This is a genomic window from Actinomadura sp. K4S16 (genome assembly GCF_008327685.1).
Classification (GTDB): Bacteria; Actinomycetota; Actinomycetes; order Streptosporangiales; family Streptosporangiaceae; genus Spirillospora.
The window spans coordinates 468,442-487,879 of the sequence record NZ_BDDE01000013.1 but is presented as its reverse complement, the minus strand read 5'-3'; the positions used below and the strand labels follow the sequence as shown (position 1 = coordinate 487,879).

Genomic DNA, 19,438 nt, shown 5'->3' with positions numbered 1-19,438 from the left:
CGTGTCCCCGCCAGGGAGATCCCGCCTTGCGGCCGTCCTGGAGGGGGTCGCCGCGGCGAGGCGTTCCTCCGGCACCCGGAAACGGGTTCTAAAGTGAAGGGGTCTGAAGGAAGGATCCCCGCTATGCCCCTCGCCTCACGCCTGCCGGCCCCGCCCGAGACCATGGCCGTCCTGGAGGAGACCTACTCGGGCGTGCTGCGCCGCGATCCGGGTGAGGCCGAGTTCCACCAGGCCGTGCACGAGGTCCTGGAGTGCCTCGGCCCGGTGCTGGCCGCGCGGCCGGGGCTCGCCACCGCCAAGCTGGTGGAGCGGGTGATCGAGCCGGAGCGCCAGATCATGTTCCGGGTCCCGTGGGAGGACGACAACGGGGAGATCCACGTCAACCGCGGCTTCCGCGTCGAGTACAACGGCGCGCTCGGGCCGTACAAGGGCGGGCTCCGCTTCCACCCCACGGTGAACCTCGGCATCGTCAAGTTCCTCGGCTTCGAGCAGATCTTCAAGAACGCGCTGACCGGGCTCGGCATCGGCGGCGGCAAGGGCGGCAGCGACTTCGACCCGCACGGCCGCTCCGACGCGGAGGTCATGCGCTTCTGCCAGTCGTTCATGACCGAGCTGCAGCGCCACGTCGGCGAGCACACCGACGTCCCGGCCGGCGACATCGGCGTCGGCGCCCGCGAGATCGGCTACCTGTTCGGCCAGTACCGCCGCGTCACGAACCGGTGGGAGGCCGGGATGCTGACCGGCAAGGGCATGCTGTGGGGCGGCTCCGCCGTCCGGACGGAGGCGACCGGCTACGGCAACGTGATGTTCACGGCCGAGATGCTGCGCCGCCGAGGCGAGGACCTGGACGGCCAGCAGATCGTCGTGTCCGGCTCCGGCAACGTCGCGATCTACACGATCGAGAAGGCGCAGCAGCTCGGCGCCAACGTCATCACGGTCTCCGACTCCGGCGGCTACGTCGTGGACGAGAAGGGGATCGACCTCGACCTCCTCAAGCAGGTCAAGGAGGTCGACCGGGGCCGCGTCTCCGACTACGCCGACCTGCGCGGCGCCTCCGCGCGGTTCGTCGCGGGCGGCCGGGTGTGGGACGTCCCCGCCGACATCGCGCTCCCGTCGGCGACGCAGAACGAGCTGGACGCCGAGGCCGCCGCGGTCCTCGTCCGCAACGGCGTGAAGGCCGTGTCCGAGGGCGCGAACATGCCGACCACGCCCGACGCCGTGCACATCCTCCAGGACGCGGGCGTCGCGTTCGGCCCCGGCAAGGCCGCCAACGCGGGCGGCGTCGCGGTGAGCGCGCTGGAGATGCAGCAGAACGCGAGCCGCGCCTCCTGGCCGTTCTCCCAGGTGGAGGAGGAGCTGTCGGCCATCATGACGAGCATCCACGACACCTGCTACGAGACCGCCGAACGCTACGGCGCCTCCGGCGACTACGTGGTCGGCGCCAACATCGCCGGCTTCGAGCGCGTGGCCGACGCCATGCTCGCCCAGGGCCTCATCTAGCGGGCACCGGGGCGAGCGGCCCGGCCCACGGATCAGACGGGGCGGCCCTGGGCATGCACGGAGAGTGAACGCTCCCTCGCGAAGGGCCCGGTTCGGGCTTTTGACCTGGGTGGTCCTGCGCACGACGCTGACCACGGCGGCCCTGCTCGTCGTGTACTTCACGGCCCCCTTGAACAGGTCGTTCACCGCGGTGACCGGCACGGTGCTGAGCGCCTCGCTGATCTCCCTGGGCCTGCTCGTCGCGTGGCAGGCGCGGTCGATCACGCAGTCGCACTCCCCCCGGATGCGCACCGTCGAGGCGCTGGGCACCTCCGTCTCGCTCTTCGTGCTGGTGTTCGCCTCCAGCTACCGGCTGATGAGCCACGACACCCCGCCCGGCTTCTCCGAGCCCCTGACGCACATCGACGCCCTCTTCTACACCATCACGATCTTCACGTCGGTCGGCTTCAGCGACATCGTCCCGACGTCCCAGACGGCCCGCGCCCTGACGGCCGTGCAGATGCTCGGCGACCTGGTCTTCCTGGGCATCGTGGCCAAGGTCTTCCTGGAGGCGATGCGCCGGGGCGTCGAACGCAAGGCCGCCGAATCCGCTGCTCCGGACGACGGCGGAGCCAAGTGAGCGCGGCGTCCCCGCAGGCCCGTCACTCGCGCTGCGCCGCCTCCGGCGGTCGTGCCGGAGGCGGCAAGGGCGCGTCAGGCGACGGCGGTCCCCTCGAGTTCCACCATCAGGGCGGGAATCGCCAGCCGGGTCACCCCGAGCATCGTGGTGGACGGCGCCGCCCCGGCGGCGCCCAGGCGCGACGCCAGCACGCCGTAGTGCTCGAAGAGCCGGTCGACGTCGGTGGTGTAGACGTTGAGCCGGACGAGGTCCGCGAGGGACATGCCGGCCTCGCCGAGCACGGCCTCCAGGTTGTCGAGGCTCAGCGCCAGCTGCGCCGCCATGTCATCGGCGTGCCGGGGCTTGCCGTCGCCGTCCATGGCGGTCTGCCCGGCGCAGTACAGGGTCCGGGTGTTGCCGGAGACGATCTCGCCCTGGTTGTAGCCCATCTCCACGGACCACGCCCACGGGTTGACCGCCGTTCGCTCCATTGCCACATCAGCTCCATTGCGTACGTCCATCGGCATTGGCGGCCGCATCTTCGGGCCGCGCTGATGAGGCTCCCAACAAATCACGACATCCTGTGTCGTGTATTTCCGTAGACTTCGCGCATGCGCGCCGACCGGCTGGTCTCGCTGGTGCTGCTGCTGCGCCGGCACGGTCGGATGTCCGCGGCCGCGCTGGCCCGCGAGCTGGAGGTGTCCACCCGCACCGTGCTGCGCGACATCGAGGCGCTGTCCGCGGCCGGCGTCCCGGTCTACGCCGAACGCGGCCGCCACGGCGGGTTCGCGCTGCTCCCCGGTTTCCGGACCGAGCTCACCGGACTGAACCACGAGGAGGCGCTCGCCCTGCTGGTCGCGGGTTCGCGCCGCGGCGCGCAGGCGTTCGGCCTCGGCTCGGCGCTCGCTTCGGCGATGCTCAAGGTGGTCGACGCGCTGCCCGAGAGCCACCGCGACACCGCGGCCGGCGCGGCCGAGCGGCTGCTCATCGACCCGGAGACCGATCTCCTCTCGCGCCGGCCGGTCGCCGACGAGGTGCCCGACGCCGTGGTGGCCGAGGTCCGGCGGGCGGTGTTCGCCGGACACAAGCTGCGCATCCACTACGCGGCCGCGGACCAGGGCCCGAAGTGGCGGACGGTGGACCCGATCGGCCTGGTCACCGTGCGCGACCAGGGCTACCTGCTGGCCACGCGGTCCGGCGCGGACCGCACCTACCGGCTGTCCCGGATCCTCGCCGCCGAGGAGCTCGCCGAACCCGCCTCGCGGCCGGACCGGGTCGACCTGGACCGCGCCTGGCAGGAGCGCAGCACGCGGTTCCGGACGGGCGGCGACCAGGTCACCGTGCTGGTCCGGGTGGACCCGGCGCGGCGGGAGGACCTGGTGGGCACCGCGCTTGCCGTCCGCGCCGAGGAGACCGACGCGGACGGCCGGCTGCGGATGGAGGTGGCCTTCCAAGATCCCAGGCATGCCGTTTGGGCCCTGTGGCAGTTGGGCACCAGCGCGGAGGCCCTGGCCCCGCAGTGGCTGCGCACCGCCCTGCGCGACCGCGCCGCCGCGATGGCCGCCTCCTACGGCCCTCCACCCGAGAACTGACGAAGAGCCGTGGTCTTCGAGACCCGTGCGGAGGACCTGATCTTTGAGGGAGGTCAGTCCGGGTGCGGGCCCGAGGCGTCGATCCCGGCGAGGAGGATCCCCAATCCGGCGCGGAACTCGGTCTGAGGGTCGCCGGTGGCTGCGCGGGCTATCTCGATCAGCCGGGGGAACCGCTGCGCCGGAAGGTCGGCCATCCGCGCGACGATGGTTCCGGCGTCCTGGCCGGCCGCGGATGCGAGGGGACCTGTGAGTTCGGCCTGGGCGAATCCGGCGATGAAGCCGGAGACCACGCGGAAGGCGGCCAGTAGTTCGGCTCCGGTTCGTCCGCTGTCGGCCAGGGCCTGCAGCAGGGCTTCGGCGGGGGCGAGTGCCTCTTCGTCGAGGCTGCGGGTGGTGAGGACGAGGGGGATCGCGTTGGGGTGCGCGCGCACGGCCCGCCAGATCGCCTCGGCGGTCGCCGCCAGCCGTGTCCGCCAGTCGCCGGAAGGTTCGTCGGACCAGCGGGCCTGCGCCATGACCGCGCCGGTGACGAGACGTTCGAGTCCCTCTCGGCCGTCGACGTAGTTGTAGATGGTCATCGGGCCGGTGCCGAGCCGGGCGGCCAGGGCGCGCATGGTCAGCCCGGCCAGGCCCTCCTGGTCGATCAGCTCCAGAGCCGCGGCCTGCAACTGCTGGTGGGTGAACTTGCGCGGTGCCGGCATGGACCCTTCCCCTTGATTACGTACAAGGTACGTGTTTAACTCTCCCTGTTCACGTACAACGTACTTGATTGGAGAGGGCATGACGACGCGTACCTCGTTCACCTCCGGCGGCGATCAATGCGCCGCCTGGCTCACCGTCCCCGAGGGCTCCGGGCCGCATCCGATCGTCGTACTGGTGCACGGCGGTGGCGCGACGCACGACATGATGCTCGACCAGTACGAGAAGTGGTTCTCCCAGGCGGGCCTTGCCGTGCTGGCCTTCGACTTCCGTCACCTGGGCGAATCGGGCGGTCTGCCGCGTCAGCTGGTCAGCGCACGCCGGTACGCCCAGGACATCGACGCCGCACTGGAGTTCGCCCGGACGCGGCCTGAACTGGACGCCGGACGGGTCGCGCTGTGGGGAACCTCGTTCGGCGCCAGCCATGTGCTCGCCGCGGCCGCCAGGCACCCCGAGCTGACGGCGGCGGTGGTGCAGTGCCCGGTGCTCAGCGGGCGCGCCATCGCCCTGCGAGGCGGGTTGCGGCACCTGGCCCGGTTCACCGTCCCCGTCATCTCCGACCTGGTGCGCGCCGCGCTGCGGCGGCCGCGGCGGTACGTGCCGCTGGTCGGCCCTCCCGGCGAGCCGGCCTTCGTCAACCAGCCGGGCGCTCTGGAGGGCTGGCGGTCGGTGTGCCCGCCGGGCTATGAGTTCGACAACCGCGTCACCGCCGCCTCCGGGCTGGGAATGCTCTTCTACAACGCCGCGTCCCGCGCGTCCCGCGTGCGGTGCCCGCTGCTGGTGTGCCAGAGCGACCGGGAGAACCTGGTCGACACCGCGATCGCGGAGAGGGCCGCAGCCGCCGCGTCGCGGGGCGAGCTCAGGCACTACGACGCAGACCACTTCACCGTCTACCACCCGCCGCTGGTCGAACGGCTCGTCGCCGACCAGATCGAGTTCCTGACCACCCACCTGCGGCCCCGGTCATGACGCGGCGGGAGGCTCCAGAGCGCATCAGTGATCTGCTGCGCGCGGCGGCACGGACGGCCGGAGACCGGATCGGCTGGTCGGCCGGCGGACGGAACATCACCCTGGCGCAGATGGACCAGCGGTCCGACCGCATCGCCGGCGGCCTGCTGCGGCTGGGAGTGCGGCACGGCGATCGCATCGCCGTCAACGACCACACCACCCCCGACTGGCTGGCGATCTACTTCGCGGCGGCGAAGATCGGCGCGGTCGTGGTGGCGCTGAGCGTGCGCTACCGCCAAAGCGAACTCGCCCACATCCTCGGCCACTCGGGAGCCCGATTCGTCTTCACCGTGCCGGCGACCGCGGACGTCGACCTCCTCGACCTCCTGGCCCGCATACGCGATCGCACCCCTGAGGTGGAGGGGACGGTGACCCTCGGTCCGGGCGGTGCTCTCACCCTCGACGACCTGGAGGCCGACCCGCCCGACGCCGCCGCGCTCGCCGCGGCCGAGGGAGCGGTGGACCCCGGCCACCCGGTCCTGGTCATCTATACGTCCGGGACGACCGGACGCCCCAAGGGGGCGACCTTGACCCACCGCGGACAGTTGGCGGCGGCCACCGCCCAGGCACGGCACATGCGGCTGGGGCCCGACGACGTCCTGCCGGTGACCGTCCCGCTCAACCACGTGAGCGGGATCACCTGCTGTGTGCTGACCGCGCTGGTCGCCCGCACCCGGGCGGTCCTGCTGCCGGCCTTCTCTCCCCGTGAAGCCGCCCGCCTGTTCGGGACGTCCGGGCTGACGGTCTGGGTCGGCGTGCCCACGATGCACACACTGCTGCTGCGGGCTCCGGAGTTCGCGACGGCCGACACCTCCGCCGTCCGGCTGGTCGTCACCGGAGGCGCCAACGCCGACCCGGCGCTGCTCGAACGGTTGGCCCGCGCGTTCCCCCGCGCCACCGTGATGAACCTTTACGGACTGAGCGAGGCGTCCGGAGCGGTGGTGATGACTCCCTGGGGCAGTGACCGGGAGACGACCCTCCGGGCCGTCGGACGGCCGCTGCCCGGCGTCCAGATCAAGATCGTCGACGGTGACGGTGCCGAGACCGCGGCCGGGCAGGCCGGTGAACTGCTGGTCCGCGCCCCTTCGCTCATGGCCGGCTACCACGCCATGCCCGACCAGACGGCACGATTGATCACCGCGGACGGTTGGCTGCGCACCGGCGACGTAGCCTGGGCCGACGGCGACGGGCACCTGACCCTGCGCGGACGCCGCCACGAGATGTTCGTCCAGGGCGGCTTCAACGTCTACCCGATCGAGGTCGAGAACCTCCTGATGTCGCATCCCGGCGTGGCCCTGGCCGCCGGCGTCGGCGTACCCGACCCCGTCCTCGGCGAGATCGGCCGCTACTACGTCGTGCTCACCTCCGGGGCCGAGACCACCGCGCGAGAACTGCGCGACTTCTGTGCCGCCGCCATCGCCGACTACAAGGTCCCCAAGCAGATCATCATCCGCACTGGCCTGCCCATGACCCCTGCCGGCAAGGTCCAGAAAGACAGACTGCACTAGGGCGCGGGCCATGCGGTGAGGGCCAGTTCCGCGGTTTCGGTGAGTTCGGCTGCTGTCGCTCCGTCGGCGGCGCGTTGCGACATTCCCTGGATGACCGCGGCGAAGTACGCGGCCAGGGCGCGGGGGTTCGCTGCGGCGGGTAGCTCGCCCGCCTGCTGCGCCGCCTGAAGGCGGGCCTGGAAGACGTCCAGGTTCCTGTTCCGCAGATCACGGAGGAAGGCCGCCACCTCGGCGTCCTGCGGGGTGACGTTGGTGGCCGCGCTGATCGTCAGGCAGCCGGCCGGGTGGGACGGGTCGCTGTAGATCACGGCCGCCTCGCGCAGGATGCGGGCGAAGGCGCCGTAGGCGGTGGGCTCCTCATCGAGCGCGACGCTCATGAACGCGCCGACGGCCGAGCGCCCGTAGCTGTGCACCACCTCCTTGAACAGCGACTTCTTGTCCCCGAAGGCCGCGTACAGGCTGCCGGGCCTGATGCCCATCGCCTCGGTCAGTTCGCCGACGGAGGTGGCCTCGTAGCCGCGTTCCCAGAACAGCCGTGTGGCCGCGTCCAGTGCCGTGTCGCGGTCGAACGCCCTCGGCCGCCCCCGCTTCGCGCGTGTGTCGCTCACCCCCACATTTTAGAGCGACCGCTCAACAAGGCGTGCTAGGTTATTTCTTGAGTCATCGCTCAAAAATACTGAGGGAGTGGTCACAGCCATGGGCGCACGCGCACTCGAAGGGAAGACCGCGCTGGTCACCGGTGGGAGCCGCGGCATCGGACGGGCCATCGCGCAGCGTCTCGCCCGGGACGGCGCGGCCGTCGCCGTCGCCTACGCCCGCAACGAGGCGGCGGCCGAGGAGGTCGTCGAACGCATCCGCAAGGACGGCGGCCGGGCCTTCGCACTGCGCGCGGAATTGGGACGGCATGGCGACGCGGCCCGCCTGTGGGCCGCCTTCGACGCCCATGCCGGCGAGTACGCGCCCGGCGGGGCGGTCGACATCATCGTCAACAACGCCGGCATCGGACGCAGCCCCGACCTGTCGTCGCTGACCGAGGACGACTTCGACGAGGTCTTCGCCGTGAACGTCCGCGCGCCGTTCTTCATCGTGCAGCAGGGCCTGAAGCGGCTGCGCGACGGCGGCCGGATCATCAACATCTCCAGCGGCGCGGCCCGCATCGCCCTGCCGGAGATCATGGCCTACGGCTCGACCAAGGGCGCGCTCGACACCTTCACCCTCAACCTCGCCAAGGAACTGGGCCCCCGGGGCATCACGGCGAACTCGGTGGCGCCGGGCATCATCGACACCGACGTCAACGCGGGCTGGCTGCGCGGAAACCCGCAGGCCGAGGCCCAGGCGGCGGCCCTGTCCGCGCTGGGCCGGATCGGGCGGACCGAGGACGTGGCCGACATCGTGGCGTTCCTCGCCTCCGACGACGCGCGCTGGGTGACCGGCCAGGTGATCGACGCTACGGGCGGCTCCGGGCTGTAAGCCGCCCGCGGTGTGCGCCAGCGCGGGCAACCTCGGCCAGGCTCTCGCCTGGTCCGGTCGCGGCCGGGGGCCCGACGTCACCGTCGTGGCCTCCCGCGCCGCGCCTGCGGCCAAGCTCGACCGCATCCGCGTGCTGGGCGCCAGGCTGGAGCTGGTGGACGCCGTGCCGCCGTTCGACGCCGTCCTGATCGCTCTCGGCGGCGGTGCGCTGGCCACCGGCGTGGGCCACGTCGTGAAGGCCTGCGCGCCCGAAGTCGAGGTGATCTGCGTCCAGCCGCTGGGCGCGCCCGCGATGACGCGCTCCTGGCATCAACGGCGCGTCGTCACCACCGAATCGACCGACACGATCGCCGACGGCGTCGCAGGGCGACGTCCCATCCCGGCCGTCCTGGACGACCTCCTCCTGGTCGCGGACGACGCAGTGCTGGTCGAGGAGGCGTCCCCCAGGCCCTGAAGACCGCCCGCGGACGGCGTCATCCAGCGGCGCGGCAGGCGGCCGCGTCCCCGCTGGGCGGTCAGCTCTTGTGCACCCACGCGGGCAGCTGGCGACCGCGCACCAGTCCGCCTGACCCGCCGAACACGCGAGCTCAGCGCCGGGTGAGGCGGACCACGGGGTACTGGCGGTCGGACCGGCGCTGGTACTTCGCGTAGCGGGGCTGGGCAGCGGTGATGCGCTGCCAGGCCTCCTCGCGTTCGGCGCCGTCGAGCCGGTGGGGCGTCACGGGCACGGCCCCGCCGCCGGGCAGCTCGACCGCCGCCTGGTCGGGGTGCGCCATCAGGTTGACGTACCAGTCCGGGTCCTGGCTCCCGCCGCCCGACGCGACGATCAGCCAGGCGTCGTCTCCACCGGGGAACCACGACACGGGCGTCTCGCGCCGCCGGCCGGTTCGCCGGCCCACCGTGTCCAGGACCAGGACGTCCATGCCCATGAACGTTCCGCGTCCGCGCCGGACCTTGCCGATGATGCGGGCGTTCATCGTCCGCTGCACCCATCGGGACACCGCCCCTGGCGTGCCGCGCTTGCGCGCCTTCACCCGCTGATCCTGTGCCATCGTCTGCCTCCCGTCCGTCGCCACGTCGCCCGTACCTGGAGGGTCTCCGTACCGACCACGCTAGGCGCGGCCCGGTAAAGGGCGCTTCTTGGTTCCTGACCGGTCCCGCGACCCGCGTCCAGACGAGCCGCCGGCGTCGTCGGCGTGGTGTTCGCCGGGACGCGTGCGCCCGTGCTCGCGGGCGTGGGACGGTTGGCGCAGGGGTTTCCTGGGGCATGCCATGGGCAGGGGCATGTCCGTCGTTATGACGTGTCCTTCGACTACCGGGGGGTTTTCGAGGATGACCGCGGGATGGTACGGGCCAGGGGGAATGGATCCGTTCGAGGAGATGCTCGCCCGCTTCTTCGGGGCGCGGGCGCACCGGAGGCCCATGGAGCGGATCAGCCTCGCGCGGCTGATGAGCGAGCCCGCGCGGGAGCTGGTGCGGGACGCCGCCGCGCAGGCGGCCCAGTGGGGGAGCAACGATCTGGACACCGACCACCTGCTGTGGGCGGCGACGCGGCAGCAGGGGACGCGGCAGTGGATGGCGCGGGCCGGCGCGGATCCGGACAAGATCAGGGAAGAGATCGAGGACCACGCGCGGCGCGGTGAGCCCCGGGACGTCCCGCCCGAGCTGACCCCGTCCGCCAAGCGGGCGCTGCTCGACTCGCACCAGGTGTCGCGGGCGCTGGGCTCGTCCTACATCGGGCCCGAGCACCTGCTGTTCGCGCTGGCGCTCGATCGGGGGTCGAGCGCCGGGCGGATCCTCGACCACGAGCACGTGACGCCCGACTCGCTCCAGCAGGCGGCGTCCGGCGGGGGCCCCGGGCAGCCGCCGCCCGGCGGCGGGCAGTCGTCCGGGACGCCGACGCTGGACGAGTTCGGGCGCGACCTGACCGCCCTCGCGCGGGAGGGGCGCATCGATCCGGTGATCGGGCGCGAGGACCAGATCGAGGAGACGGTCGAGGTCCTCTCGCGGCGCACCAAGAACAACCCGGTGCTGATCGGCGATCCGGGGGTCGGCAAGACCGCGATCGCCGAGGGGCTGGCCCAGCGGATCGTGGACGACGAGGTCCCCGAGACCCTGCGCGGCAAGCGCATCGTCCAGATCGACCTGGGCGGCGTCGTCGCCGGCACCCGGTACCGGGGCGACTTCGAGGAGCGGCTGAAGAAGCTCGTGGACGAGATCCGCGACCACGCCGACGGGCTGATCGTGTTCATCGACGAGATCCACACGATCGTGGGCGCGGGCAGCGCGGAGGGCGCGATGTCGGCGGGCAACATGCTGAAGCCCCCGCTCGCCCGCGGCGAGCTGCACGTGGTCGGCGCGACCACGATCGACGAGTACCGCCGCAACATCGAGAAGGACGCGGCGCTGGAGCGGCGGTTCCAGCCGATCCTGGTGCCGGAGCCGAGCGCCGACGACAGCATCGAGATCCTGCGCGGGCTCCGCGACCGGTACGAGGCGCACCACCAGGTCCGCTTCACCGACGAGGCGCTCGTCGCGGCGGTCGACCTGTCCAGCCGCTACCTGACCGACCGGTTCCTGCCGGACAAGGCGATCGACCTCATCGACCAGGCGGGCGCCCGCGTCCGGCTGCGCTCCACGCGCGACGGCGGGCGGCGCGAGCTGGAGCAGCGCCTCGACCAGCGGCGCCGCGAGAAGGACCAGGCCGTCGCGGACGAGGACTACGAGCGGGCCTCCGAGCTGCGCGACGAGGTCGCCCGGCTGGAGAAGGACCTCACCGAGACGCGCGGGAACGGCGCGCCGACCACGGTCCCGGAGGTGACGACGGAGGACATCGCCGAGGTCGTCTCCCGGATCTCCGGCGTCCCCGTCACCCAGCTCACCCAGGCCGAGCGGGAGCGCCTGGCCAACCTGGAGGGGCACCTGCACCAGCGCGTGATCGGGCAGGAGGACGCCGTGGAGGCGGTGTCGCGCGCCGTGCGGCGGTCCCGCGCCGGGATGGGCGACCCGGACCGCCCGATCGGCGGGTTCCTGTTCCTCGGCCCGACCGGCGTCGGCAAGACCGAGCTGGCCAAGGCGCTGGCCGAGGCGCTGTTCGGCAGCCGCGACCGGATGATCCGCTTCGACATGAGCGAGTTCCAGGAGCGGCACACCGTCAGCCGGCTGATGGGCGCGCCGCCCGGCTACGTCGGCTACGAGGAGGCGGGGCAGCTCACCGACGCCGTCCGCCGCCAGCCGTACTCGGTGATCCTGCTGGACGAGATCGAGAAGGCGCACCAGGACGTCTTCAACGTCCTGCTCCAGCTCCTCGACGACGGCCGCCTCACCGACGCGCAGGGCCGCACCGTCGACTTCCGCAACACCGTGGTGATCATGACGAGCAACCTCGGCTCGGAGCTGATCACCGGCACGACCGAGATCGGCTTCGGCACGTCCGGCGACGGCAGCGCGCTGAGCGACCGGATCATGCGGCGGCTGCGCGAGTCGTTCCGGCCCGAGTTCCTCAACCGGATCGACGAGATCATCGTCTTCCAGCGGCTGGAGGAGGGCCAGCTCCGCCAGATCACCGACCTGCTGCTGGACGAGACGCGCCGCAGGCTGCGCGCCCAGGACGTCTCCGTCACCTTCAGCCCCGAGGCCGTCGACTGGCTCGCCGAGCGCGGCTACCAGCCCGAGTTCGGGGCCCGGCCGCTGCGCCGCACGATCCAGCGGGAGGTGGACGACCGGCTCTCCGACCTGCTGCTGTCCGGCGACCTGCGGCACGGCGGGCATGTCGACGTGTCCGCGGTGAACGGCGGCCTCCAGTTCGACGTCGCCACTGGGTAAGGGCTACAGTCTTCTTATAACCCTTACACATCGAGGGTTCCAGGAGGCTGTGTGCTCATCCCGATCGCCGACTACGCGGCGGGCGTCGAGGTCGCGAACACCCTGGTCGGCACGTCCCCGGAGGTCCGGGGGGCCGAGGCGCTCTCCGAGCCGGGCGACCTGGCCGCCCTGCTCTCCGGATACGACCTCGCCGCCTACGACGTCGCCCCCTTCGACCCTGCGGCGCTGAGCGTGGAGGACGTGGAGAAGGTCCGCTTCCTGCGCCGCGAGGTGCGGGCCGTGCTGGAGTCCGGGACGGAGGACGAGGCGGTCGAGCGCGCGGCGCTGCTGGCCGGGCACGTCGGGCTCGCGCCCGTGCTGCGCCGCGACCCGTCCGGCCGGTGGCAGTGGTACGTCCCGACGGCCCGGGACGCCTCCCTCGTCGCCGAAGTGGCCGCCGTCGCCGGTGTCGCGCTGCTCGGCCTCCTCCGGGCGCTCGGCCACGGCCGTTTCCGCGCGTGCGCCGCTCCGGGCTGCGGCGGCGTGTTCGCCGACGCCAGCCGCGCGGGGCGCCGCCGCTACTGCACGCCCGAGCTGTGCGGGAACAGGCTCAACGTCGCCAACCACCGCGCACGCCGCCGGGCGGTGACCCGATGACGCTCACCGGCGCGATCACGCTCCCGGACGGCACCCCGGTCCGCGGGCGCGGCCTGCGGAGACCCCTCCCGGACGGGCCCGTCCCCGACTTCGGGCTCTACCTGGGCTCCGGCCGGCTCCGCCGCAGGCACGAGCCGGTATTGCGCTGGCCGTCCGCGTGGCTCGACTGGCCCGACTTCCTGCTGCCCCGTGACCGGGACGAGGCCGTCCGGCAGATCCGCGCCCTGCACGAGCGGGCCCGTTCCGGCGCTTCGGTCGAGGTCGCCTGCGGAGGCGGCGTCGGACGCACCGGCACCGTCATCGCATGCCTGGCCGTCCTGTCGGGGGTGGACCCGTCGGAGGCCGTGGCCTGGGCGCGCGAGCACCACCACCCGCGCGCCGTCGAGACGCCCTGGCAGCGTCGATGGGTGACCGGCTTCCCGACCTGAACACCGAGCCCGGGCCGGGAGCACCTCCTCCTGGCCGAAGACCGGCTAGTCGCCGAGCATCAGCTTCGCGGCGTGTTCGCCGATCATCATGCTCGGGGCGTTGGTGTTGCCGCCGATGATGGTCGGCATGATCGACGCGTCCGCCACCCGGAGGCCCTCGATGCCGCGCACGCGCAGCTCGGGGTCGACGACGGCCCGCTCGTCCGCGCCCATGCGGCACGACCCCACCGGGTGGTAGACGGTCGTGGCACGGTTCGGCAGCTCCCTGGCCAGTGCCTTCCGGTCCGGGAACTGCGGCCCGGGGGACAGCTCCTCCTTGACGTCCCCCGCGATGACCTGGCTCGCCATCACCTCGCGGACCAGCTCGATGCCGTCCAGCAGCAGCCGGGCGTCGTCGGGGTCGGTGAGGTAGCCCGGGTCGATGACCGGCGCGGCGGACGGGTCCGCCGACCCCAGCCGGACCGTGCCGCGGCTCTTCGGGTAGATCAGCGTCGGCATGATCGTGAGCGCGGACCGCTTGTCGACCGCGTGCCGTGTCGGCGCGTCCTGGTTCGGGAACGGGTACGACCACGGCAACGCGTGCAGCTGGATGTCGGGGATCTCGCCTGCCTGCCCGCTGCGGACGAAGCCGACCGCCTCGAACACGGTGCGGGCGACCCACGTCCCGCCCCTCGTCCACTCCTTGGCGACGCCCCTGGCGAAGTAGGGCGCGGTGCCCTTGTGGCGGGCCGTGTCCATGACGAACGTCATCGGCGCGAACATGTGGTCGTGCAGGTTGTCGCCCACGGGAAGGTCGGCGCGCACCTCGATGCCGTGGTCCTTCAGGTGGCCGGCCGGTCCCACGCCGGACAGCATCAGCAGGTGCGGGGAACCGAACGCGCCCGCCGACAGGACGACCTCCCGGGAGGCCCGGATCGTCGCCTTCCCCTTCTTGCCCGCGACCTCGACGCCCGTGGCCCGCCCCTTGTCGATCACCACCCGCTGCACGGTCACGTTCGTCAGGACCTTCAGGTTCGGCAGGCCGTGGTCGTCCAGGTAGCCGACGGACGAGCTGTAGCGCAGGCCGTCCGCGACGCTCTGCTGGAAGATCCCCACGCCCTCCTGCTCGGCGCCGTTGTAGTCGTCGTTGCGCTTGACGCCCGCCGTCTGGACGACCGCCTCGATGAACGCCTCGGACGCCGGGGTGAGGTCCCGCTGCCGCGTCACCCGGATCGGGCCGCCCGCACCGCGCAGGTCGGAGGCGCCGTCCTCCCAGTTCTCCATCCGCTTGTAGCTTCCGAGGACGTCGTCGAAGCCCCATCCGGTGCAGCCCTCGGCGGCCCAGTCGTCGTAGTTCTTGCGGTGGCCGCGCACGAACAGCATCCCGTTGATCGACCCCGAGCCCCCGAGGACGCGCCCCCGGACCTGCGGGATCTTCCGGTCGAGCGCGCTCTTCTGCGGGGTGCTGTAGAAGCCCCAGTCCAGCCGCTTCTTCAGCTGCGGGATGTTGTGGAAGACGGCGATCAGCCCCGGCTTGCGGACCAGCGGGGTCCGGTCCGGTCCGCCCGCCTCCACCAGGACGACGCTCGCCCCGGACTCGGCCAGCCGCTTCGCCAGCACGCAGCCGGCGCTCCCGGCCCCCACCACGACGTAATCAGCGCTCTGGTCCATGTGTTCCTCTCGGCGGGCGCCGTGCAGCGTGGCGACCGCTAACGAGGGCCCGCGCCTGGCCCTGTCGGCGCCGCCGTCCCGGCCGGACGCGGGAGTTCCCGCCGGTCGGGCGACAGAAATGGGTGGCCCGATCGTAGAAGGGCGGGGACGGCTCTCCAAGGGGCGTCCCGGTGACCGGAACCTGACCCGTGCCCGCCCCGGCTCCCTTTCGGCCGCCCCCGGGCAGGGCATTGGACCGGGCTTTGGGCAGGGCCTTTGGCAAATTCTGCCGACCATCAGAGGCGGCGGCGGGGAATGGTGCCGAATCTTGTGGCCGGAGCCGGCTGGTTCGCTCCTCTGCCTGCACTGGTCCTGTCGTGCCTTTCCGGCTGCTCCGGCGAGGCCTTGCCCGGCAATCGCGCGCGGGGTTAACGTTCGCTCAATCCGATAGGAAAGTTTCCTATCCGATGGAGTGCTCATGTCCCGCGCCCCGCCCCTGACCGGCGACGCGCGCCCGCGGCGCGCGTGCGCCGGCGCGTCCGTCGTCCGCTCCCACGCGGCGGATCCCGCCGCGTCGACATCCCATGACCACCCCCATCACGCAAGGACCCCGCATGAAGAAGACCCCCCGCACGAAACGCTCGCGCAGGATCGCCGCCATCACGGCCGGTGTCGGAATCGCCCCCCTCGTCGCCGTGGTCATCCCGGCGACCTCGGCCTGGGCCCACGGGTACGTGTCGGCGCCGATGAGCCGGCAGGCCCAGTGCGCGCAGCGCATCGTCCAGTGCGGCTCCATCCAGTGGGAGCCGCAGAGCGTCGAGGGCCCGAAGGGCCTGCGCAGCTGCAGCGGCGGAAACGCCCGGTTCGCCGAACTCGACGACGACGGCAAGGGCTGGCGGGCCACCACCGTCGGCCAGACGGTGACCTTCACCTGGACGTTCACCGCCCGCCACCGCACCGCGAACTACGAGTACTACGTCGGCGGCAGGCGCGTCGCCGTGGTCGACGGCAACAACCAGCAGCCGCCGTCCACGGTCTCGCACTCGGTCGACCTCGGCGGCGTCACCGGGCGGCAGAAGGTGCTGGCGATCTGGAACATCGCCGACACGGCCAACGCGTTCTACGCCTGCGTCGACGTGAACGTCCAGTGATGGCCGACCGCAAGGCGCGGCGCGTCCGCCGGCTGCTCGGAGCCCTGGTGTCGGGTGCCGCCGTGCTCGCGGCGGGCGCGCTGCCGGCCGTCCTTCCGGCGGCGCCGGCCCTCGCCGCGGACTGCGCCGCGGCGTGGAGCTCCTCCGCCGTCTACACGGGTGGTGCCACGGTGTCCTACGGCGGGCACAACTGGTCGGCGAAATGGTGGACGCAGAACGAGACCCCGGGCCGCGCCGACGTGTGGGCCGACCAGGGGACCTGCGGCGGGTCGTCCGATCCGGGTGATCCGCCCGGCCAGAGCGGGTTCGTGGTGAGCGAGTCGCAGTTCAACCAGATGTTCCCGAGCCGCAACGCGTTCTACAGCTACAGCGGCCTCACGGCGGCCATGGCGGCCTTCCCGGCGTTCGCCAACACCGGAAGCGACACGGTGAAGAAGCAGGAGGCGGCCGCCTTCCTGGCCAACGTCAACCACGAGACCGGCGGGCTGGTCTACATCGTCGAGCAGAACACCGGGAACTACCCGCACTACTGCGACGCGAGCCGGCCCTACGGGTGCCCGGCGGGGCAGGCGGCCTACTACGGTCGCGGGCCCATCCAGCTGAGCTGGAACTTCAACTACAAGGCGGCGGGCGATGCCCTCGGCCTCGACCTGCTGAACAACCCGTGGCTGGTCGAACGGGACGCGTCGGTCTCGTGGCGGACCGGGCTCTGGTACTGGATGACCCAGAACGGCCCCGGCACGATGACCGGCCACAGCGCGATGGTCAACGGCCGCGGGTTCGGCGAGACGATCCGCAGCATCAACGGCGCACTGGAATGCGACGGCCGGAATCCGGCCCAGGTGCAGAGCCGGGTGAACGCCTACCAGCGCTTCACCCAGATCCTCGGCGTCCCTCCAGGGAGCAACCTGACCTGCTGACGGACCCGGCCTGCCGGTCGACCCGACCGCAGGCGGAAGCGGCCGCCCGAAGGAACGGCGGACGGCCCGTGCCCGGCCACCCCGGGCGCGCGCCGTCCGCCGGTGGCCGCCCTCCGGCGGGCGGTCACTCGTAGGGGTTGCCGGGCTTGCCGACCCGCTGGAGGGACCGTCCGCGCAGCGTCTGGACGACCGTCGCGCGGCGCCCGGTCGCGGGCGGCTCCCACACCCCGTCGACCGACACCCACGCGTCGGCGGGCGGCCGCGGCAGGCCGCGCACGATGACCGGGAACGGGACGGCGTCCCCCGCGCAGCACGCGACCTTCAGCCGGACGAGGCGCCAGCCGCGCTCGCCCTTCGCCGGCGGGCTCACGAAGCCCGTCAGCCGCACCGGGACCTCCGCGAACGAGGCGGGGTCGCCCGTCTGCGCCTCGTAGGCGCGTCCGATGAACTCGCCCATGCTCATCGGGGCGGGCGCCCCCGTCCTCGGCAGCGGGGCGAAGCCCTCGGCGGGCGCCGGCGGGGGAGCGGCGCGGCCGGCGCCGCGCGCGGCGGTGAACGAGCCGAGCGCGGGCGGCGCGATCACGAAGATCGCCAGCACGGGCAGGCAGAGCAGCCACGCCACCCCCGGCCCGTGCGCGTGCCCGCCGTGGTCGCCGTGGGGTTCGTGGACGTCCTGGGCGTCGCCGCCGGTGTCCCGCCACTCCCGGCGCAGCCCGGCGGCGCCCAGCGCGACCAGGGCGATCGCCGCGGCCACCAGCGGGTAGCGGAACCCGGGCCGCACGTAGTTGACGTACTCGCCGCTGCCCAGCGTGATCCACAGCATCGCGCCGCCGAGCAGGACCAGCAGCAGGTTCTGCGCGGACCTGCTCACGGCAGCAGCCCTCCCACCAGCGCGCTGACCCCCACCGCCAGGCAGAACACCAGCGGGACGAACCGGATCGCGAAGCTCCGGCCGAAGAACCCGGCCTGCAGGGCGATCAGCTTGAGGTCCACCATCGGCCCGACCACCAGGAACGTCAGCCGCGCGGTGGTGGAGAACTGCGAGAGGCCGGCCGCCACGAACGCGTCGGCCTCCGAGCAGATGGACAACAGCACGGCAAGCACCGCCAGCAGCAGGACCGACACCACGGCATCGCCCGCCGCCGACGCGACCCAGCCGGAGGGCACCGCGGCGTTGATGGTCGCGGCCGCCGCGGCGCCCACGACCAGGAACCCTCCGGCGTGCATGATGTCGTGCCGCATGGCCTGCCGGAACGCGTCCAGGCGTCCGGCGGCGCCGTGCGCGTCCGGCCGGGACGGCACCCTGAGCCACTCGCGCCTGCCCAGCGCCAGCCACGCCCACCCGGCCAGCACCGCGACGAGCAGCGAGGCGGCGAACCGCCCCGCCACCATCTCCGGCCGGCCGGGGAAGGCGACCGCGGTGGCGACCAGCACGACGGGGTTGATCGCGGGGGCGGCGAGCAGGAACGTGAGCGCGGCGGCGGGCGCCACCCCGCGCGCCATCAGCCCGCTCGCGACCGGCACCGAGGCGCACTCGCACCCCGGCAGCACGGCTCCCATCGCGCCCGCGACCGGCACCGCCGCCCCCGGCCGGCGCGGCAGCACCCGCCGCCACACCGATGCCGGGACGAACGCCGTGATCGCGGCCGACAGCGCGACGCCGAAGACCAGGAACGGCAGCGCCTGCACGCACACCGCCACGAAGATCGTGGCCCAGGCGTCCAGGGCCCGCGCGTCGATCCGCGGCGCCGCCCACGTCCGGCCCAGGACGAGGACCGCGGCCAGGGCTCCGAACGCCCACGCCGCACGAACTCCGGGCGCCGTGCCCGGTCCGCGTCCCCAGTCCGCCGGTGGAAGGAACTCCTCCTCGGCCGCCCGCAGGCCGGTGCGTTCGGTCATGCGGGCCATGGTTCCAGACATCGCGCTTGCGACGCCTGGGGTCTACCTACGGCCACATGACCGAGTCCACGATGTACGGCCGAGTTCGGCTAGCGCATCGCGTGGGTCGCGCGGCCTCTGGCCCGCTCGCCCATCTCGCCGCGCTGCTCCGGAATCTCGGCGATCGCTTCCTGCATCTCCTCCAGGCGCATGGCGACGCCGATGGCGAAGAAGGTCGGGGCCCACTCGCCGACGAAGATGCCCCAGCGGTCGGCGCGCTCCATGCCTCTCTCCTCGAGCCGGCTGGACAGCACCCACGACGCGATCGCCAGGCCGACCGACCCGAGTCCGGCCGAGTACATGTGGTGCGACTTGATGCCCCGCTTGTGCAGTGTCTTGATCATTTTCCCCCCTTGGTCGGTCGGGCCGTACCCGGGCGTTCACCGGCACAAGCGCACATGGACCGGTTTTTGCCCACTCCGGACGCGCGGGTGTCCGGCCGCCGGGGAGGGCGGCCGGACCAGGGGGACCGCGGCGAGTACCCGTCCGTCCGCCGGGTACCGCGAGGTGCGTCGGCCGACGAGCGGCACCACCCG

Annotated in this window: 20 protein-coding genes; 12 read left to right on the top strand and 8 right to left on the bottom strand. The window is 72.6% G+C overall.

All coding sequences use genetic code 11. The annotated features are described in order from the left end of the window. Positions 1 to 162 precede the first annotated feature (162 nt). Both gdhA and K4S16_RS17380 read left to right on the top strand, forming a co-directional pair. Positions 163 to 1,500 (top strand): NADP-specific glutamate dehydrogenase, encoded by a 1,338-nt coding sequence (gene gdhA, locus K4S16_RS17385; protein WP_200841949.1) that lies wholly within the window; start codon positions 163 to 165, stop codon positions 1,498 to 1,500. Between the two features lie 109 nt (positions 1,501 to 1,609). Next, entirely contained in the window at positions 1,610 to 2,119 is a 510-nt protein-coding gene (locus K4S16_RS17380) for a potassium channel family protein (RefSeq protein ID WP_235036903.1), read from the top strand. 74 nt (positions 2,120 to 2,193) lie between these two features. Here the strand turns inward: K4S16_RS17380 and K4S16_RS17375 are convergent, their stop codons facing one another. Further along, positions 2,194 to 2,589, bottom strand: coding sequence for a RidA family protein (locus tag K4S16_RS17375; RefSeq protein WP_149260180.1), 396 nt, complete (start codon positions 2,587 to 2,589; stop codon positions 2,194 to 2,196). 120 nt (positions 2,590 to 2,709) lie between these two features. Between K4S16_RS17375 and K4S16_RS17370 the strand changes: the two genes are divergently transcribed. Then, the gene (locus K4S16_RS17370; protein WP_149259972.1) at positions 2,710 to 3,690 is read left to right on the top strand and encodes a YafY family protein; all 981 of its coding nucleotides are present in this window, start codon (positions 2,710 to 2,712) and stop codon (positions 3,688 to 3,690) included. Positions 3,691 to 3,743: 53 nt separating this feature from the next. Here K4S16_RS17370 and K4S16_RS17365 read toward each other — a convergent pair whose 3' ends face one another. After that, positions 3,744 to 4,391: a TetR/AcrR family transcriptional regulator gene (locus K4S16_RS17365; protein ID WP_149259971.1), complete on the bottom strand. Its 648-nt coding sequence runs from the start codon at positions 4,389 to 4,391 to the stop codon at positions 3,744 to 3,746. Between the two features lie 79 nt (positions 4,392 to 4,470). Between K4S16_RS17365 and K4S16_RS17360 the strand changes: the two genes are divergently transcribed. Next, on the top strand, positions 4,471 to 5,358 hold the full coding sequence (locus K4S16_RS17360; protein WP_149259970.1) for an alpha/beta hydrolase: 888 nt from the start codon (positions 4,471 to 4,473) through the stop codon (positions 5,356 to 5,358). Further along, positions 5,355 to 6,905 (top strand): class I adenylate-forming enzyme family protein, encoded by a 1,551-nt coding sequence (locus tag K4S16_RS17355; RefSeq protein ID WP_149259969.1) that lies wholly within the window; start codon positions 5,355 to 5,357, stop codon positions 6,903 to 6,905. Before K4S16_RS17360 ends, K4S16_RS17355 begins: the two co-directional genes overlap by 4 nt. Here the strand turns inward: K4S16_RS17355 and K4S16_RS17350 are convergent. Next, positions 6,902 to 7,513 carry a TetR/AcrR family transcriptional regulator gene (locus K4S16_RS17350; protein WP_149259968.1) on the bottom strand — a complete coding sequence of 204 codons (612 nt, stop codon included), beginning with the start codon at positions 7,511 to 7,513 and terminating at the stop codon, positions 6,902 to 6,904. The two genes, K4S16_RS17355 and K4S16_RS17350, sit on opposite strands and share 4 nt — an antisense overlap. An 88-nt stretch (positions 7,514 to 7,601) precedes the next feature. Here K4S16_RS17350 and K4S16_RS17345 point away from each other — a divergent pair, with 88 nt between their 5' ends. Together K4S16_RS17345 and K4S16_RS17340 are read left to right on the top strand one after the other, a co-directional pair. Further along, the gene (locus K4S16_RS17345) at positions 7,602 to 8,375 is read left to right on the top strand and encodes a glucose 1-dehydrogenase (protein WP_149259967.1); all 774 of its coding nucleotides are present in this window, start codon (positions 7,602 to 7,604) and stop codon (positions 8,373 to 8,375) included. A gap of 10 nt (positions 8,376 to 8,385) precedes the next feature. Further along, a complete protein-coding gene (locus K4S16_RS17340) occupies positions 8,386 to 8,829 on the top strand; it encodes a pyridoxal-phosphate dependent enzyme (protein ID WP_149259966.1) in 444 nt (147 codons plus the stop codon). A 133-nt stretch (positions 8,830 to 8,962) separates the two neighbouring features. On the opposite strand, the gene K4S16_RS17335 is transcribed toward K4S16_RS17340, so the two are convergent. Then, positions 8,963 to 9,427, bottom strand: coding sequence for a nitroreductase family deazaflavin-dependent oxidoreductase (locus K4S16_RS17335; protein WP_149259965.1), 465 nt, complete (start codon positions 9,425 to 9,427; stop codon positions 8,963 to 8,965). Between the two features lie 280 nt (positions 9,428 to 9,707). Here K4S16_RS17335 and K4S16_RS17330 point away from each other — a divergent pair, with 280 nt between their 5' ends. The 3 genes from K4S16_RS17330 to K4S16_RS17320 are packed head-to-tail and all read left to right on the top strand — an operon-like array spanning position 9,708 to position 13,264. Further along, positions 9,708 to 12,200, top strand: coding sequence for an ATP-dependent Clp protease ATP-binding subunit (locus tag K4S16_RS17330; RefSeq protein ID WP_149259964.1), 2,493 nt, complete (start codon positions 9,708 to 9,710; stop codon positions 12,198 to 12,200). Positions 12,201 to 12,251: 51 nt separating this feature from the next. After that, positions 12,252 to 12,836: a CGNR zinc finger domain-containing protein gene (locus K4S16_RS17325; protein WP_149259963.1), complete on the top strand. Its 585-nt coding sequence runs from the start codon at positions 12,252 to 12,254 to the stop codon at positions 12,834 to 12,836. After that, positions 12,833 to 13,264, top strand: a complete 432-nt coding sequence (locus K4S16_RS17320; protein WP_149259962.1) for a protein-tyrosine phosphatase family protein — start codon at positions 12,833 to 12,835, stop codon at positions 13,262 to 13,264. Before K4S16_RS17325 ends, K4S16_RS17320 begins: the two co-directional genes overlap by 4 nt. A 45-nt stretch (positions 13,265 to 13,309) precedes the next feature. Here K4S16_RS17320 and K4S16_RS17315 read toward each other — a convergent pair whose 3' ends face one another. Continuing rightward, a complete protein-coding gene (locus K4S16_RS17315) occupies positions 13,310 to 14,914 on the bottom strand; it encodes a GMC family oxidoreductase (RefSeq protein WP_149259961.1) in 1,605 nt (534 codons plus the stop codon). Between the two features lie 593 nt (positions 14,915 to 15,507). On the opposite strand from K4S16_RS17315, the gene K4S16_RS17310 reads away from it, so the two are divergent. Together K4S16_RS17310 and K4S16_RS17305 are read left to right on the top strand one after the other, a co-directional pair. Further along, a complete protein-coding gene (locus K4S16_RS17310; RefSeq protein WP_149259960.1) occupies positions 15,508 to 16,044 on the top strand; it encodes a lytic polysaccharide monooxygenase auxiliary activity family 9 protein in 537 nt (178 codons plus the stop codon). Continuing rightward, on the top strand, positions 16,044 to 16,964 hold the full coding sequence (locus tag K4S16_RS17305; protein ID WP_149259959.1) for a glycoside hydrolase family 19 protein: 921 nt from the start codon (positions 16,044 to 16,046) through the stop codon (positions 16,962 to 16,964). Before K4S16_RS17310 ends, K4S16_RS17305 begins: the two co-directional genes overlap by 1 nt. 124 nt (positions 16,965 to 17,088) lie before the next feature. Here the strand turns inward: K4S16_RS17305 and K4S16_RS17300 are convergent, their stop codons facing one another. The 3 genes from K4S16_RS17300 to K4S16_RS17290 form a co-directional block, all read right to left on the bottom strand. After that, the gene (locus K4S16_RS17300) at positions 17,089 to 17,835 is read right to left on the bottom strand and encodes a TIGR03943 family putative permease subunit (RefSeq protein WP_149259958.1); all 747 of its coding nucleotides are present in this window, start codon (positions 17,833 to 17,835) and stop codon (positions 17,089 to 17,091) included. After that, entirely contained in the window at positions 17,832 to 18,872 is a 1,041-nt protein-coding gene (locus tag K4S16_RS17295; protein WP_149260179.1) for a permease, read from the bottom strand. The genes K4S16_RS17300 and K4S16_RS17295 overlap by 4 nt, the downstream gene beginning before the upstream one ends. A gap of 80 nt (positions 18,873 to 18,952) precedes the next feature. After that, positions 18,953 to 19,246, bottom strand: coding sequence for a hypothetical protein (locus K4S16_RS17290; RefSeq protein ID WP_235036865.1), 294 nt, complete (start codon positions 19,244 to 19,246; stop codon positions 18,953 to 18,955). Positions 19,247 to 19,438 lie beyond the last annotated feature (192 nt).